The sequence below is a fragment of the Sinimarinibacterium thermocellulolyticum genome (assembly GCF_040327995.1).
In the GTDB taxonomy this organism is placed as follows: Bacteria; Pseudomonadota; Gammaproteobacteria; order Nevskiales; family Nevskiaceae; genus Solimonas; species Solimonas thermocellulolyticum.
Genome location: NZ_JBEPIJ010000008.1, coordinates 74,187 through 88,296, shown reverse-complemented (window position 1 = coordinate 88,296; position 14,110 = coordinate 74,187). Strand labels below are relative to the sequence as shown.

Sequence of the window (14,110 nt, the reverse complement as noted above, 5' to 3'; positions counted from 1 at the left end):
CCAGCACCCAACCAGGCTCGACGCGTCGCGCTCATACGAAGGCCTCGCCCTTGCCGCCGATGACGATGGTGCCGGCATCCGCGAGCCGGCGTGCGATCGCCAGGATCTCCTTCTGCGCCGCCTCGACGTCGGAGAGCTTGGCCGGGCCCCTGGCCTCCATGTCCTCGACCAGCATCTCCGCGGCGCGCTTGGACATGTTGCGCAGGATCTTGTCGCGCACACGCGGGTCCGCGCCCTTGAGCGCGAGCCCCAGCGTCTCGCTGCCGACGTCGCGCAGCAGCGTCTGCACGCTGCGGTCGTCGACATCGGCGAGATCGTCGAAGACGAACATCAAATCCTGGATGCGCTGCGACAACTCCTGATCCAGCTCGCCGATGCGGCCGATGATCGCCTGCTCCTCCGAGGAGTCCATCAGATTGAGGATCGTCGCCGCGACTTTCACGCCGCCGACGCTCGAAGCCTTGAGGTTGTTGCCGCCGGTGAACTGCTTCTCCATGATTTCGTCGAGCTCGCGCAGCGCCGCCGGCTGAATGCCATCGAGTCTTGCGATGCGCATCAAAACGTCGCTCTTCATGCGGTCCGGCAGTTGACCGAGCACGTCCGCGGCCTGGTCGGGATCGAGATAGGACAGCACGATGGCGACGATCTGCGGATGCTCGTTGCGCACGATGTCGGCCACTGCGCGCGTCTCCATCCACTTGAGGGCTTCCAGGCCCTTGCTGTTGCGGCCGAGCAGGATGCGGTCGATCAGCCCGGAGGCCTTGTCCTGGCCGAGCGCGCCGACCAGCACGCGGCGCACGTAGTCGTCGGCGCCGACGCCCAGCGAGGTCTGCGAATCGAGCTCGGCGATGAACGCATCGACGACCTCGGTCGCGCGTTCGCGCGAGACGTTCGACAGCGTCGCCATCGCCGCGCCGAGCTTCTGCACGTCCTTGGCGCCCATGTGCTTGAGCACCTCGGCCGCCTCGGTTTCACCGAGCGACATCAACAGGATCGCGGCGCGTTCCACGCCGCTGATCTCGGTCGCCTTGGTCTGCGTTGCGCTCATCCGCCTTCCTGCCCCACCCAGTTCTTGATGACCTGCGCGACCCGCTTGGGATCCTGCGCGACGGCGGCGCGCGCGGTCTGCAGCTTGTTCTCGTAGGCCAGCGCCGGCAGTGCGGCCGACTCGGCGGACAGCGCGACGCGATCGTCGGCGACGGCACGCTGTGCCTCGTCGCCCTGCGCGAGCGCCGCCGGCGGGCTCGCACGCAGCGGCGTCGCCAGCAACTGGCGCAGCGTCGGGCGCAGCACGAACAGGATCAGGACCAGGACCAGCAGCGCGCCACCAGCCTGGCGCGCCAGCTCGCGCAGCTCCGGGCGTTGCCACAACGGCGGCGCTTGCGGCGCCTCGATGCCGTCCCGGATGAATGGCGCGTTCTGCACGCTGACCGAGTCGCCGCGCTCGGCGTCGAAACCGACGGCTTCGCGCACCAGCGCCTCGACCTTGGCCAGCTCGGCCTCGGTCAGCGGCGAAAGCTCGATCTCGTCCGGCGCGCCGCCGGGCTTGGGCCGCGGCACGTAGTCCACCAGCACGGCCACCGACAGGCGCTGCACGCGGCCGCTGGCCTGGCGCGTGTGACTCAGGGTGCGGTCGAGCTCGTAGTTGCGCACCGTCTCGCGCGACAGGTTCTGCACCTCCTCGCCATTCGCGGGCGCGTTGAGCGGCACCGCGGCCTGTTCCTGCGGCGGCTGGTTGCTGACCGCACCGGGCACCCCGACCGCGGATGCCGCGCCACGGCGCGAGTTCTCGGAAATCTGCTCGCTGCGCACCTTCGCCGGATCCGGGGTGTAGGTCTCGCGCGCTTCCTCGGTGACCGCGTAATCGACGCTGGCCGTGACCTGCGCGCTGACGCGTCCGGGGCCGAGCATCGGCAGCAAGAGCTCGTTGATGCGGCGTACGTAATCGCTCTCGATGCGCCGCGTGTGTTCGAGCTGGGCGGCACTCGGCGCAGCGGCACCGTCGCCGTCGTTCTGGCTGAGCAGGCGTCCGTACTGATCGATCACCGCCACCGCGCTCACCGGCATGCCGGCGACGCTCGATGCCACCAGGTACACGATCGACGCCACCTGGTTCTGCTCCAGCGTGCGTCCGGCGTGCAGGTCGACCAACACCGATGCGCTCGGCGTGCCGCCGTTGCGCGCGAACGCCGACGGCTTGGGGATCGCCAAGTGCACGCGCGCGGCACGCACCGGTTGCAGGGCGCTGATGGTCCGTGCCAGCTCGGTTTCGAGCGCGTGCTGGTAGCGCGCGCTCTCGATGAACTGGCTGGTGCCGAAGCCTTGGTCCTGCTGCATCATCTCGAAACCGACGCCCCCGCTGCGGGGCAAACCTCGTGCCGCCAGCCGCAGCCGTGCCTGATCGACCTGCGCTTGCGGCACGAGCACGGCACCGTTGTGGAAGCGAAACTCGATGCCGCCTTCGCGCAGGGCCTCGGCCACGTCCGCCGCGTCGCGGTCGGTGAGGCCGCTGTACAGTGGCGCGTAAGCTGGCTGCTGCGACCAACGGAACACCCACAGCCCGAGCGCCACCGCGAGCGCGATGCTGCCCAGCAGCACGAGCTGACGCAGCGCCGGCGAGTCGCCGAGCTGGCGAACGTCCACCAGAGCCGTCCGAGTCCCTGTCATCGATCAGCGCTCGTCTCAGATCGGCATGTTCATGATGTCCTGGTACGCCGCCACCAGGCGGTTGCGCACCTCGGTCATCGCGCGAAAGTTCACCTGCGATTTGGCCGATGCGAGCATCACGTCGGCCAGCTCGACGCTGCGATCGCCACGCGCGAACGCCTCTTGCAGCCGCGCACTGGCCTGCTGACTCGCATTCACCTGTGCGATCGCCTCCTTGAGCAGCGACGGGAAGCTCACCGGCGCCGCAAAGGCGCCCGCCTCGCGGACGGCCGGCTTGACCGCGGCCTGCTGCTGCAGCGCGCGGATCTGCGCCAGCACGCGACTCACCTCGATCTGGCTCATGCGCCTGTACCACGTCGGGAACCTGCGCTCAGCGGAGCAAGTTTCGTTCCCGCCGCCGGTGTACCTCGCGCGTCAGGACGCCGACGCGGCGGCGTTTGCGGCGCGGCGCCGCAACAACTCACGGATGCGATCGACCAGCACCGGAATGAACGCATCGTCGTAGCCGCGATATTCGCCAGCCAGCCGCCCTTCGTGGTCGATCAGGAAGGTGTGCGGAATGGGCCCTACGCCCCAGGCCTCGCGCACGCGCCCATCGTCGTCGTGCGAGAGCGTCAGAGACAAATCCCCGGACTGTGCGCGATGCAGCGCAAGAAAGCGGCGACGATCCTCGATGTTCACCGCCACCACCGCGAGCCGGCCAGCGGCCTGCCGTTGCAGACTTTCGAGCGCGCGCATCTCGGAAAGGCACGGCGCGCACCAGCTCGCCCAGAAGGTCACCACCAGGACACGTCCGAGGTGATCGGCGGTACACAGCACGCGCGCGTCCGCGCTTCGGCCCAGCGCCTGCGGCGGCTTAACGCCGATCGCCAGCGCACACGCCGCGCCGCTCGCCGTGAGCGACGCCATGAGGACGATCGGCAACAATGAGGCTCGGATCGACGCGCGCATCGGCGCATCGTATCCGCTCGGCCGCTCAGGCGGCGACTTCCCGGCTCAGACCGTACTTGCGCAGCTTCTCCACCAGCGTGGTGCGCCGCGTGCTGAGCAGCTTGGCCGCATGCGCGACCACACCGCCGGCCTGCTGCAGCGCCTGGCGGATCAGCGCCAGCTCGATGGTTTCGATGTGATCCTTGAGATTCACGCCGCCGGGCGGCAGTTCCACGTGCGCGGCGGCGCACGTGGCCGGGGTCGCGAAGCTGTGCACCGGCAGCGGCGCTTCGGGATCGGACTCCGGCTCGTCCCAGGAATCCGCCGTTGCGGCTCTCGGCGCACACTCGATGCGCGCGCGGTAGCGCGGCGGCAGATCCGCCACGCCGACGCTGGCGCCCGGGTGCAGCACCGCGAGGCGTTCGATCAGGTTCGACAGCTCGCGCACATTGCCCGGCCAGTGATAGGCGCGCAGCGCGTGCACCGCGTCGGCGGCGAGCCGCACCGAACCGTGACCGCTGCGCTCCAGCGCCTGGATCAGGTCCTCGATCAGCAGCGGCAGGTCTTCGAGCCGCTCGCGCAGCGGCGGCATCTCGATCGGAAAGACGTTGAGGCGGTAATACAGATCCTCGCGGAAGCTGCCTTTGACGATCGCATCCTCGAGGTTGCGATGCGTCGCCGCGATGATGCGCACGTCGCACTGCGAACTGCGGTTGGCGCCCACGCGCTCGAAGGTGCGTTCCTGCAGCACGCGCAGGATCTTGACCTGCATCGACAGCGGCATGTCGCCGATCTCGTCGAGGAACAGCGTGCCGCCGTCGGCCATTTCGAAGCGCCCCTTGCGCGCGGTGATCGCGCCGGTGAACGCACCCTTCTCGTGTCCGAACAGTTCGGACTCCAGCAGCTCGTGCGGGATCGCGCCACAGTTCACCGCGACGAACGGTTGGCGCGCGCGGTTCGAGCGCTCGTGAATCGCGCGGGCGACGACTTCCTTGCCGGTGCCCGACTCTCCGGTGATGAGCACCGTGGTGTCGAAACCGGCCACCTGCTCGATCAGGCGACGCACGCGTCGTACCGCCGCGGAATTGCCCGTCGGGCCCAAGCTGCGACGACCGGACCCGGATGCACCGGCGTCGGCCGGCGACATCTGTCCGGCACGCCGCAGCAGCTCCGAGAGCTGGGCATAGCGCACCGGCGTGTCGAGCTGCAGGCAGGCGCTGCGGTCGAGGCCGGAGAGGTCGAGCACCGCATCGTAATAGGGCTGCAGCACCAGTAGCGGCGCGTGCAGACGATCGCGGCGCAACCAGTGCAACAACTCGGCGAGCGGGTCGGCGGCGAGTTTGCCGAGGATCACCGCATCCCAGTCGCGCGGCGAGGTCGCGGCGATGTCGGACGGCCGGTCCGTGACCTGGGCGCGGCAGTGCACGAATTCGAGCACCGTACGCAGCGCCTGCGAGCGCTCCTCATCCGCATCGATGACCAGAACCCGTCCCTCGGACATGGCATGACTCCTTGCGCGTGACACGCAGCCGAGGACTCCCTGTCGCACCGCTGCTCGAATCGTTTGAGGCCGGCAACCGCTCCTGGTCGCCGGAGACGGTTGTACGTCAGATGCGCAAGCCTGCGCGACGCGGACCGACGACCGGCGTCCGTTCCTTGGCGGACGGGATGTTCATCGCCTCGCGGTACTTGGCGACCGTGCGTCGGGCGATATGGATGCCCTTGCGCGCGAGGATCGCCATGATGTCGCCATCGGCGAGCGGCGAGTGTGGATTCTCGCCGTCGACGATGCGCCGGATCATCGCCTTGACCGCGGTGCCGGAGGTGTCGCCCTGACGCATCGCGATCTGCGACGGGAAGAAAGCCTTGAGCTCGTAGACCCCCCACGGCGTCTGCACCCACTTGTTGCTGGTCACACGGCAGACCGTGGACTCGTGCATGCCGATCGCCTCGGCGATCTCGCGCAAGGTCAGCGGTGCCATGCCCGTCTCGCCCCGTTCGAGGAAGGCCGTCTGCCGCTCGAAGATCGCGCGAGCGGTGCGCAACAGCGTGTCGTGGCGCATCTCGATGCCGCGCACCAGCCAGCGCGCTTCCTGCAATTGCTCGCGCAGGGCACGGTGCGCGTGCACGGTCAGCGCCCGTTCGTACAGCGCGTTCACGCGCACACGCGGCAGGCGCTCGGCGTTGAGCTCGACCTTCCAGGCCCCCACCGATCCACTGACGATCAGGTCGGGCACCACGGCTTCGGCATCGGCGGCGCAGGCCGCGCCCGGCTTGGGATCGAGCGAGAGGATCAGATCGAGCGCGGCATGCAGCTCGACACGATCGACGCCGTAGCGCGCGCACAGTCCATCGAAGTCGCGTTCGGCGATGGCTTCGAGGCATTCGTCGACGATGCGCCGGGCCAGCGCGAGTCCCGGCGCGTCGGCAGGCCGTGACGCCAGTTGCAAATGCAGGCATTCGCGCAAGTCGCGGGCGGCGAAGCCGCAAGGCTCCACGGATTGCACCAGCCGCAGCGCGGCCTCCACCTCGGCCGGCGTCGGCTCCGGGTCGAGTCCGGATTCGAGGGCGATGCCCTCCAGCGGCTGACGCAGATAGCCATTGTCGTCGACGGCATCGACGATGGTGAGCGTCAGTTGCGCCTGCCGCGGGTCGAGCACCATCAGACGCAGCTGCTCGATCGCTGCCACGCGCGCGTCGGTGGTCCGCGGCTGGCCGATGCGTGCCTCCCAGGGCTCGCCGTCCTCGTCCACCGGTTCACCGCCGGACCAGGATTCGCGACTGGACCAGTCGAAGTCGGCGTCCACGCGCGCGATGGCGCCGACGTCAGCGCCGGACACCGGCGCGAATCCGTCGGTGTCCGTCTGCGCCACTGCGGCCGGTTCGGGTTCGGGCTCCTCGTCCTCGACCGCTTCGAGCATGACGTTGCGCGCCAGCGCCGCGCGCAATTCCTGTTCGAGTTCCAGCGACGTCAGTTGCAGCAGGCGGATCGACTGCAACAAGTGCGGCGTCATCGCCAAGGATTGCGCCGTCTTCATCTGCAGGTGCGGTTTCATGCGCCTTGTCTCCTCGTCTTGCCATGCCGATCGGTGTGCCGTCAGCATGGCGAAACGGTGGCGCCAACCAAAGCAAGATTTTCCTTACGATTTGTAAGGGATTCCCTTAGCTGCGTCGGAATTCCGCCGGTACGGGCTCAGACGTGGGCGTAGTCGAGTCCGGTGCGGATCGCGTAGCGCATCAGCGCATTGGTACCGTAGAGGCCGAGCGCATTCATCATGCGCGCGCGATGTGTTTCCACGGTCTTGACGCTCACCCCCATCAGGCTCGCGATCTCCTTGGTGGACTTGCCGCGGCCGATGAGCTGCAACACCTGGCGCTGCCGAGGCGTCAGGCTCACGCGATCCTCGACCAGAGGACCGTTGCGACGCTCCACCGCGGCGTGCGAGATCGACGGGCTGAGATAGATCTGGCGGCGCTGCACCGCACGCAGCGCAAGACCGAGCTCGATCGGCTCTGCGTCCTTGTCGAGAAAGCCGGCGGCGCCGGCGCGCAGGGCTGCGCGCACGTGCTGGCCGTCGGTCAATCCGGTCAGGATCAGGACCGCGACTTCCGGGTAATGCCGGTGGATCTGCACCAGGGCTTCGAGGCCGCTGATCTTCGGCAGGTCGATTTCGGTGAGCACGGCGTCCGGGCGCAAGCGACCGACCAGCTCCAGCAGCGACTGACCGTCGCGGGCCTCGCCGACCACGCTGGCGTCGGTGTATTCGGCGATCAGCCGCTTGAACCCGGCGAGGACGAGCGTTCGGGAATCGGCCAAAACGAGGCGCATGGCAGGGTCCTATTCATGTTGAGGAATGACGGACCGATTGTCGGGAAGCGCCTGACGCGCTGAGCGCGCCGGCCGGCGAACGCGCACCGGCGACCGACCGCCGGTGCCGGGTGAACACATGGCGCTCCAGCGCCGCACCGAGCGACTCGCTCATGTCCTCGAAGCGCGCGCATACCTCGTTCTCGTGCGTGCCGATCGGCACGACCGGCCAGCACAGCGGGCTCGGCGCCAGGGGGTGCAGGCCCAGCTCGACCAGCAGCCGCGGTGCCGGCGGCGTCGGCAGCGTCGCCGGCCACGACAGCCCTTCCCGGCTCAGGCGCACGGCCACCGGCGGCGCGTCACGGCGGCCCGCGCGCAGCACCGCGCCCAGCAGTTCGAGCGCGACGTCGAGCTTCTGGTGCAGGCGAGCGATCTCGGCTTCCAGCGCGCCACCGCCCTCGACTGCGGCGTGGTGCTCGTCGAGCACGGCGATCGCCTGCAGCATGCGCAGATTCTGGTCGTGCCAGCGTTCGAGCTGTGCCGCACAAAGCTCCGGCAAGGGCGACAGCACCAACGGCAGGCAGTCGCGATAGCCGAGCCAGTGGTCTAGCGGGCCTTGCATCGGCGACTCAGTGCGACGGCGCGATGCCGTCCCAGGCCGATTTGAGCTGACGCAGCAGCGCCAGCACCTCGTCGAGGGTCTCGACGCGGTCGCGCGCATTGGCCTCGACCAGCCGTCGGCCGATGTAGTCGTAGAGCGCATCGAGGTTGCGCGCGATCGCACCGCCCGCGTCGCGGTCCAGCCCAAGGCGCAGGTGCTCGACGATGGCCAGCGCCGAGTCGAGCGTGCGCAGCTTGACCGCCACCTCGCCACGCAGCACCGCGCCGCGCGCCATCATCAGGCGCTCGATCACGCCGTCATAGAGCATCGCGACCCGCTTGTGCGGCGTCGCCTCGACCACACCGGCGTAGTGGGACGTGCTTCGATAGTGCTGCAGGGCGACGTAGGACACGGCGGATGAACTTCGCTGGGACTCGCTGCCCTTATCGGCGGCAGCCGGTCGAGTCTTGAGTCTGCGCCACCGCGCTTCGTAGCATCATCGCACCGGCGCGCCGCCCGTCGGCGACGGGCGCGCGGCAACGGGCATGGGACGGATCATGGGCGAAACCCACTTCTTCAGCCTCGAAGGACCGCTCGATTCCGTGCCGGTCGAGCGGCAGATGCGCACCGCGAATCTGCGCGGCTTCGCCGACCTGGTGCGGGCTCTGGGCGCCGATCCGCGCGCGATCCTGCAGCAGCACGGCATCGACCCGCGCATCGTCCACGATCCGGATGCCTTCATCGACAGCAAGGCACTGGTCGATGTGCTGGAGTACTGCAGCAGCGCGCTGCGCGATCCGCTGTTCGGCCTGCATCTGGCGCAGAACCAGCAACCCGACGTCTACGGCGCGGTCGCGGTGCTGTGCCGCGCCGCCGCGACGATGCGCGAAGCGATCGACTGCTTCGTGCGCTACATCCCGGTGATCCATTCGCCGGTGCCGGAACTGGCGCTGGTCGAGGGCGCCGACATCAGCGAGATCCGCTGGCGCGTGCCGGCGGACCTCGGACTCAACGTGCAGGCCAGCCTGCAGGCGGCGCTGCTGAACGTGAAGCTGTTGCGCGTGATCGGCGGCGAGAGTTTCCGGCCCAGCTACGTCCACCTCACGGTGCCGGTGCGCAGCCTCGACGTTCCCGAGATCGAGCGTATGTTCGGCTGCACGTTTCGCGCACACATGCCGAACAACGCGATCGCGTTCGCATCGGCCGTTCTGGACCGCCCGGTGGCCAGCGCCAACCGCACGCTGTTCCGCTTGCTCTACGGCTATCTCGACCGGGTTCGCGCGGCGTCGAGGAGGTCGCTCGTCGAGCGCGTGCAGGACTACGTGCGCGGCGCGCTGCCGCAAGGCAACTGCTCGATCGAGCACTGCGCGAAGAAACTCGGCGTGTCGGTACGCGCCTTGCAGATGAGCCTGGGCGAACACGGCTTGCGGTTTTCCGACATGCTCGAAGCGCTGCGGATCGACATGGCCAAGGCACGGCTGCGGGAAAACGTGCTGTCGATCGACGCGATCGCGGCAATGCTCGGCTACTCGGACCGGTCGAGCTTCGGCCGTGCGTTCAAGCGCTGGACCGGCATGCCGCCGCAGCGCTTCCGGCGCGAAGCCGTGCAGGACATGCCGGCACGCGATACCGACGGCGCACACACCGGCTGAGCTCACCGGAGCCCCGGGCTGCGCCTGGTCTGTGGCCGCGCGGCGACCAGTCTGCCGGCGCAATCCCTTTCGGCGAGCGCCTTGCCGGGCGTGCATCGAGCCGCGCGGCCGATAAGATCGCAAAGAGCTCGTGCACGCGCGCCGCAGCGGCCGTGCCGATTCTCGTGCAGTCCACTCGGGAGAACCCAGTTCATGGACCACAGCGCAGACCGGCCGGTAGTGTTGATCACCGGCGCCAGCGCCGGCATCGGCGAGGCCATCGCCCGGCGTTTCGCGGCGGGCGGCTATCGCATCGTCGCGCTGGCGCGCGGCAAGGAGAAACTCGCCACACTCGAGCGCAGCCTCACACCGATCACCGAGGTGCGCACGCTCGCACTCGACGTCACCGCACCGAGCGCGCCGCAGCAGGCAGTCGATCTGGCGATGCAGGCCTTCGATCGGCTCGACTGCCTGGTCAACAACGCCGGCGCCGGCAAGTGGGCCCCGGTGCATCTTTGCGACGACGCCACGCTCGACGAAGTGGTCGAGACCAGCCTCAAGGCGCCGTTCCGTTTCTGCCGCGCGGCGCTCGGCGTGATGAAGCGCGGCGCATCGATCATCAACATCGGCTCCACCTTCGGCCTGATCGGCGGGCTCGACGGCGGCGCCTACTGCGCGGTCAAGGCCGGCCTGGTTGGCCTGACGCAGACGCTGGCGGCGCAGTACGGTGCCCAGGGCATCCGCAGCAACCTGGTCGCGCCCGGCGTGATCAAGACCGACATGACGCGCGCGTACTGGGACGCACCGCCGTTCCAGCGCATCAATCAGGAAATGACGCCGTTCGACCGTGACGGCACCGTCGAGGATGTCGCCAACCTCGTGCACTTCCTCGCCTCCAAGGAGGGCAGCTACATCAACGGCCAGAGCATCGCCCTGGATGGCGGCTGGACCACCACCAAGTACCTGTGCGCCGAAGCCCTACTGGCCGAGCGCGTGCCCAGAGCCGCCTGATCGCCACGTATTCGCCCATGGACAGCGCCGCCTTGAGCGCCGCCGGCTGGCGCTCGATCGAGGGTCGGGGCTTCACGGCCCAGCTCGGGCCGATCTGGGTCCTCGGCGGCGCCGGCGAGCGCCAGATCGGTTTCATCGCCACGGCGCAGCAGGGCAACGACCAGGCCGGCGCGGTGCACGGCGGCGCCTTGATGACCTTCGCCGACATCGCGCTCGGTTACGCCGCCGCCGACGCCCTCGGCGGCTCGCATCTGGTCACCGCCCAACTGCAGGTGCACTTCGTCTCCGGCGGCCGCGTCGGCGAGTTCATCCACTGCCGGCCCGAGCTGGTCCGCCGCAGCACGCATCTGATTTTCGTGCGCGGCCTGCTCGTGGCCGGCGCGCGGACCCTGGCCAGCGCCGATGGCATTTGGAAGGTGCTCGATCAAGCGCAGGCGCGGGGCGGAGGCTGTAGCCGCGCAGACACCGCGGGGTAGAGGGTCAACCTGCCAACGCCGGCGCAACCGAGCCGGGGGCGGCGCACGCCAACGGCGTAGCGCGCGCCCCGATCACGGCGCCGTGCGCCGCACCGGATGGACGGCGCCGCCGCCTTGCATGGATTGCGCGCGCCGGATCGCGTCGGCACGCAGCAGATCGATCACCCGCTGGCGCAGATCGGCGCCGAAAGTCGGACCGTAGCCGTGGTAGATCTGCTTGATCGTGCCGTCGACGTCGACGAGGAAGGTCGCCGGCATGCGCCAGACGCCGTAGCTGCGCGAGGCGATGCCGATGGTGTCCACCACGACCGGATAGCCCACCGGCCGCGAGCCGAGGAAGCGGCGCGCATCCTCGACCCGTTTGTCGAGCCCGACCGCCAGCACCTCGAAGCGATCGCCGTAACCGGCGGCGTGCATTTCCCGGCGCAGGGCGTCCAGACGCGGCAACGCCTCGATACACGGCCCGCACCAGGACGCCCAGAACTCGACGACCAACACGCGCCCGCGCAAGGCCATGACGCTGGCCGGCGCGCTGCCGCTGATGAGGATGCCGGAGGCTTCCGGCGCCTCGACGCCGGCGCCGATCGACTCCATGCGGCCCAAGGGGGCGCCGGGCGCATGGCCACTGCTTGCCAACGCCGGCGGACCGAGGCCGGTCAACACGGCCAACGCAGTGGGCAGCAGAAAGCCGCCGCGCCTCGTCTTGACCGACCCTACAGGCATCAGCGTCGCGGCAAAAGTCCAGGCGGCAGACGGCCGCCCATCGCCCGCATCAGCTTGCCCATGCCCCCGCTGGCGACCTTTTTCATCATCTCGCGCGTGGTGTCGAACTGGCGCAACAGCTTGTTGACCTCCTGCACCTCCACGCCGCTGCCGGCGGCGATGCGGCGCTTGCGCGAGGCCTTGATCACATCCGGGAAGCGCCGCTCGTGCGGGGTCATCGAGTTGATGATCGCGACCGCGCGGCGCACCTGCTTGTCGGCATCGACGTTGCGCAGCTGCGCCTGCAACTGCGCACCGCCGGGCAGCTTGTCGAGCAACGCGGCCATGCTGCCCATGTTCTGCATTTGCAGCATCTGCTCGCGGAAGTCTTCGAGATCGAAACGCTTCGTCTTCTTGAGCTTGTCGGCGAGTTTGGCGGCCTTGTCGTGATCGACCTTGCGGACTGTCTCCTCGATCAAGGTCATCACGTCGCCCTGGCCGAGGATGCGCGAGGCGATGCGGTCCGGATGGAAGACTTCCAGCTTGTCGGATTTCTCGCCGACGCCCAGGAACTTGATCGGCGCGCCGGTGACCTCGCGCACCGACAGCGCCGCGCCACCGCGGGCATCACCGTCGACCTTGGTCAGCACGACACCGGTCAGCGGCACGCGGTCGGCGAAGGCGCGCGCGGTCTTGGCCGCATCCTGGCCGGTCATGCTGTCCACCACGAACAGCGTCTCGACCGGCTTGACCGCGGCGTGCAACGCTGCGATCTCGCGCATCATCTCCTCGTCGACCGTGGTGCGACCGGCGGTATCGACGATCAGCACGTCGGCGTACTGCTTTTTGGCCTCGGCGAGCGCAGCGCTCGCGATCGCCACCGGATCCTGACCGACCGCAGACGGGTACACCTCGACGCCGACCTGGCCGGCAAGGATAAGAAGCTGCTCGATCGCCGCCGGACGGTAGACGTCGCAGGAGACGAGCATCACCTTTTTCTTCTCGTGTTCCTTGAGTAGGCGCGCGAGCTTGCCGGTGGTCGTGGTCTTGCCGGAGCCCTGCAGGCCGGCCATCAGGATGACCGCCGGCGGCTGCTGCCGCAGGTTCAGCGGCTCGGCCTTGCCGCCGAGCGTCGCCGTCAGCTCCCGCTGGACGATGCGCAGGAACTCCTGGCCCGGCGTCAACGACTGCGTGATCTCGGCACCGAGCGCCTTGCGCTTGACTTCCTCGACGAAGCGCTTGACCACCGGCAGGGCGACGTCGGCCTCGAGCAGCGCCATGCGCAGCTCGCGCGCGGCCGTGTTGATCTGCTCCTCGGTCAGGCGCCCCTGGCCGCGGATGCTGTCGAGCACGCGCGACAGGCGCGAAGTCAGATTTTCGAACATGGGTGAACCGGGCGAAGTACCGACTGGATGGCCGCCATTGTAGGACGTCCGTGCTAGTCGAACGCGATCACGTCGCCGCGCTTGACGTGCACATAGTCCCAGCCGCGTAGCGCGCTGCGGCACTGGCGCTCGATGCTGCCCTCGCAGCCGGGCTTGTGATGGGTCAGATAGAGCTTGGGGTGGTGGCGCAGCTTGTGCAGCTCGCTGCCGAGCAGGCTCGGCGTGAAGTGCTTGGACGCGTGTCCGAGCGCCGCCTGCTCGTCGGCGAACGCGATCTCGATCATCAGCTTGTCCAGCCGCGGCAAGGCGTTGAGCGCAGTCCAGAGGCGGTCGTCGGCGTAAGTGTCGCCGGTAAAAGCGAAGGTGCCGCGGCGCCCGGCGATCGCGCAACCGACCGCCGGCACTGTGTGCAGCACCGGGAATACGGTGAGCTCGCGGCTGTCGTCGAGCGCGAGCGTATCGCCAACGCCGATATCGCACCAGCGCAGCAGCGGCTGGTCTACGTTGGGCAAGGTCGAGAAATCTGGCCAGATCGTCCAGTTGAAGATGTGCTCACGGAGCGCGGCCAGGGTCTGGGCGGTCGCGTACACCGCGATGGGGCGATCGATCAGATCGAACAGATTGTCGGCCATGAAGGCCAGACCACAGACATGGTCCAGATGGGCATGCGTGAGAAAAACGCCGCGGATGCGGCGCTGCTGGGCCAGCGTCAGATCGCCGACGCCGGTGCCGGCGTCGATCAGGAACTCGTCGTCGACCAAAAGGCTCGTCGTCCGCAGCCCCGGACCGACGCCGCCGCTACAGCCGAGGACCTTGATCCGCATGCAGTCGATCGTGCGCAAGTCGCTGGCGATGCTAGCACAGCGCCCTCGCCCCCCCGCGTCCACGGAAGGCCACGG

Annotated in this window: 15 protein-coding genes; 3 read left to right on the top strand and 12 right to left on the bottom strand. The window is 68.7% G+C overall.

The features are described from left to right. Window positions 1-31: 31 nt before the first annotated feature. The 9 genes from fliG to fliS all read right to left on the bottom strand — a co-directional run bounded on the left by fliG (window position 32) and on the right by fliS (window position 8,418). Window positions 32-1,018, bottom strand: coding sequence for a flagellar motor switch protein FliG (fliG, locus tag ABSH63_RS08745; protein WP_352889172.1), 987 nt, complete (start codon window positions 1,016-1,018; stop codon window positions 32-34). Window positions 1,019-1,044: 26 nt separating this feature from the next. Next, window positions 1,045-2,643 carry a flagellar basal-body MS-ring/collar protein FliF gene (gene fliF / locus ABSH63_RS08740; protein WP_352889055.1) on the bottom strand — a complete coding sequence of 533 codons (1,599 nt, stop codon included), beginning with the start codon at window positions 2,641-2,643 and terminating at the stop codon, window positions 1,045-1,047. Between the two features lie 39 nt (window positions 2,644-2,682). After that, window positions 2,683-3,009, bottom strand: coding sequence for a flagellar hook-basal body complex protein FliE (gene fliE, locus ABSH63_RS08735; RefSeq protein WP_352889054.1), 327 nt, complete (start codon window positions 3,007-3,009; stop codon window positions 2,683-2,685). Window positions 3,010-3,081: 72 nt separating this feature from the next. Next, window positions 3,082-3,591, bottom strand: a complete 510-nt coding sequence (locus ABSH63_RS08730) for a TlpA family protein disulfide reductase (protein ID WP_352889053.1) — start codon at window positions 3,589-3,591, stop codon at window positions 3,082-3,084. Window positions 3,592-3,643: 52 nt separating this feature from the next. Further along, window positions 3,644-5,098, bottom strand: a complete 1,455-nt coding sequence (locus tag ABSH63_RS08725) for a sigma-54 dependent transcriptional regulator (RefSeq protein ID WP_352889051.1) — start codon at window positions 5,096-5,098, stop codon at window positions 3,644-3,646. 106 nt (window positions 5,099-5,204) lie between these two features. Then, entirely contained in the window at window positions 5,205-6,653 is a 1,449-nt protein-coding gene (gene rpoN, locus ABSH63_RS08720; RefSeq protein WP_352889050.1) for an RNA polymerase factor sigma-54, read from the bottom strand. Between the two features lie 137 nt (window positions 6,654-6,790). Further along, a complete protein-coding gene (locus ABSH63_RS08715) occupies window positions 6,791-7,426 on the bottom strand; it encodes a response regulator (protein ID WP_352889048.1) in 636 nt (211 codons plus the stop codon). Between the two features lie 13 nt (window positions 7,427-7,439). Next, window positions 7,440-8,027 (bottom strand): PilZ domain-containing protein, encoded by a 588-nt coding sequence (locus ABSH63_RS08710; RefSeq protein ID WP_352889047.1) that lies wholly within the window; start codon window positions 8,025-8,027, stop codon window positions 7,440-7,442. A 7-nt stretch (window positions 8,028-8,034) separates the two neighbouring features. Beyond that, window positions 8,035-8,418, bottom strand: a complete 384-nt coding sequence (gene fliS, locus ABSH63_RS08705; RefSeq protein ID WP_352889045.1) for a flagellar export chaperone FliS — start codon at window positions 8,416-8,418, stop codon at window positions 8,035-8,037. 145 nt (window positions 8,419-8,563) lie between these two features. Between fliS and ABSH63_RS08700 the strand changes: the two genes are divergently transcribed. The 3 genes from ABSH63_RS08700 (at window position 8,564) to ABSH63_RS08690 (ending at window position 11,124) form a co-directional block, all read left to right on the top strand. Then, window positions 8,564-9,658 carry an AraC family transcriptional regulator gene (locus tag ABSH63_RS08700; protein ID WP_352889043.1) on the top strand — a complete coding sequence of 365 codons (1,095 nt, stop codon included), beginning with the start codon at window positions 8,564-8,566 and terminating at the stop codon, window positions 9,656-9,658. Window positions 9,659-9,850: 192 nt separating this feature from the next. Beyond that, window positions 9,851-10,648, top strand: coding sequence for an SDR family NAD(P)-dependent oxidoreductase (locus ABSH63_RS08695; protein ID WP_352889041.1), 798 nt, complete (start codon window positions 9,851-9,853; stop codon window positions 10,646-10,648). A 17-nt stretch (window positions 10,649-10,665) separates the two neighbouring features. After that, window positions 10,666-11,124 carry a PaaI family thioesterase gene (locus ABSH63_RS08690; RefSeq protein ID WP_352889040.1) on the top strand — a complete coding sequence of 153 codons (459 nt, stop codon included), beginning with the start codon at window positions 10,666-10,668 and terminating at the stop codon, window positions 11,122-11,124. 72 nt (window positions 11,125-11,196) lie between these two features. On the opposite strand, the gene ABSH63_RS08685 is transcribed toward ABSH63_RS08690, so the two are convergent. Genes ABSH63_RS08685 through ABSH63_RS08675 form a run of 3 tightly spaced genes read right to left on the bottom strand, consistent with a single transcriptional unit; the run spans window position 11,197 to window position 14,035 of the window. Beyond that, entirely contained in the window at window positions 11,197-11,847 is a 651-nt protein-coding gene (locus ABSH63_RS08685; protein ID WP_352889039.1) for a TlpA family protein disulfide reductase, read from the bottom strand. After that, on the bottom strand, window positions 11,847-13,211 hold the full coding sequence (ffh, locus tag ABSH63_RS08680; RefSeq protein ID WP_352889037.1) for a signal recognition particle protein: 1,365 nt from the start codon (window positions 13,209-13,211) through the stop codon (window positions 11,847-11,849). The genes ABSH63_RS08685 and ffh overlap by 1 nt, the downstream gene beginning before the upstream one ends. A 53-nt stretch (window positions 13,212-13,264) precedes the next feature. Continuing rightward, entirely contained in the window at window positions 13,265-14,035 is a 771-nt protein-coding gene (locus ABSH63_RS08675; RefSeq protein WP_352889036.1) for an MBL fold metallo-hydrolase, read from the bottom strand. Window positions 14,036-14,110: the final 75 nt, after the last annotated feature.

Bases quoted from the DNA above. Each gene is read 5' to 3' on its own strand.
- fliE (WP_352889054.1), bottom strand. From the start codon at position 3,009: ATGAGCCAGATCGAGGTGAGTCGCGTGCTGGCGCAGATCCGCGCGCTG.
- ABSH63_RS08725 (WP_352889051.1), bottom strand. From the start codon at position 5,098: ATGTCCGAGGGACGGGTTCTGGTCATCGATGCGGATGAGGAGCGCTCG.
- rpoN (WP_352889050.1), bottom strand. From the start codon at position 6,653: ATGAAACCGCACCTGCAGATGAAGACGGCGCAATCCTTGGCGATGACG.
- ABSH63_RS08715 (WP_352889048.1), bottom strand. From the start codon at position 7,426: ATGCGCCTCGTTTTGGCCGATTCCCGAACGCTCGTCCTCGCCGGGTTC.
- ABSH63_RS08710 (WP_352889047.1), bottom strand. From the start codon at position 8,027: ATGCAAGGCCCGCTAGACCACTGGCTCGGCTATCGCGACTGCCTGCCG.
- ABSH63_RS08700 (WP_352889043.1), top strand. From the start codon at position 8,564: ATGGGCGAAACCCACTTCTTCAGCCTCGAAGGACCGCTCGATTCCGTG.
- ABSH63_RS08695 (WP_352889041.1), top strand. From the start codon at position 9,851: ATGGACCACAGCGCAGACCGGCCGGTAGTGTTGATCACCGGCGCCAGC.
- ABSH63_RS08690 (WP_352889040.1), top strand. From the start codon at position 10,666: ATGGACAGCGCCGCCTTGAGCGCCGCCGGCTGGCGCTCGATCGAGGGT.
- ABSH63_RS08685 (WP_352889039.1), bottom strand. From the start codon at position 11,847: ATGCCTGTAGGGTCGGTCAAGACGAGGCGCGGCGGCTTTCTGCTGCCC.
- ffh (WP_352889037.1), bottom strand. From the start codon at position 13,211: ATGTTCGAAAATCTGACTTCGCGCCTGTCGCGCGTGCTCGACAGCATC.
- ABSH63_RS08675 (WP_352889036.1), bottom strand. From the start codon at position 14,035: ATGCGGATCAAGGTCCTCGGCTGTAGCGGCGGCGTCGGTCCGGGGCTG.